This is a genomic window from Oleiphilus sp. HI0067 (assembly GCF_001635735.1).
The window spans coordinates 1-926 of sequence record NZ_LWFI01001575.1 but is presented as its reverse complement, the minus strand read 5'-3'; the positions used below and the strand labels follow the sequence as shown (position 1 = coordinate 926).

Below are 926 nucleotides of genomic sequence, written 5' to 3'. Positions count from 1 at the left end.
CTGTCTGAATTGCATCAATGTCTTGGTTGCGCATGACTTTGCCAATGTACTGTAATTGGCGTCTTTTGGCTTCCCGTGACGAGATGCGTTTGTAGGTCGTGATGCCTTCTTCTAATTCTTCTGAGATAGGTACTTGTTCAAGGTGGGAAGCTTTTAATTCACAAAGCTGCTTGCCGATTGCTTGTAACGCTTCCATCTCGCGTTTAATTTGGCTACGACTTTTAATGTCTTCGTCGAAATCTTCGTTGTTGCTATCGAATGGGTCGTGCTGACTCATAAAGTACCTGTGATCAAATTTATGCGTAGGCGATTGAGGCTAGGCCTAAAAAGGAGAGGAAGCCTACAACATCAGTGATAGTAGTCAAGATCACGCCACCTGCGAGTGCTGGATCAATGTCGCGCGATTTCAAAAAGTAGGGGAGTACGGTACCTGCTATAGCGGCTACAACGAGATTAATCATTAAGGCTGATGCGATTACGATTCCGATCGTGATGTCTTTGAACCATAGCATTGCGAGGCCTGAAACCACGGCAGCCCATAATGCGCCGTTAATCATGCTCACAGTGAACTCGCGATTGAGTAGCCACTTTAAGTTGCCACTACTGATTTGACCGACTGCCATACCACGTATCACAAGTGTAAGAGTTTGGCTTCCTGCTATGCCGCCCATACTGGCAACGATTGGCATTAGTACAGCCAGTGCCACGACTTTTTCAATAGTACCCTCAAACATGCCAATCACGGCAGAGGCAATAAAGGCGGTGACTAAGTTTATGCCCAGCCAAACAGCGCGCCTTTTGGTTGTTTGCTTCACCGGTGCGAAGGTGTCTTCATCCTCGTCGAGCCCCGCCATACTCATCAATGAGTGATCAGCATCATCCCTAATGACATCAACCACGTCATCAATGGTGATACGCCCAAGCAA

Annotated in this window: 2 protein-coding genes; both read right to left on the bottom strand. The window is 47.2% G+C overall.

Going from position 1 to position 926, the window contains the following annotated elements; all coding sequences use genetic code 11:
* Positions 1-277 (bottom strand): ribosome biogenesis factor YjgA (yjgA, locus tag A3739_RS25645; RefSeq protein WP_156502844.1); only part of this gene is annotated, 277 nt, incomplete at its 3' end.
* Between the two features lie 19 nt (positions 278-296).
* On the bottom strand, positions 297-926 hold a 630-nt coding region (locus A3739_RS25640; protein WP_197472578.1), incomplete at its 5' end, for a magnesium transporter.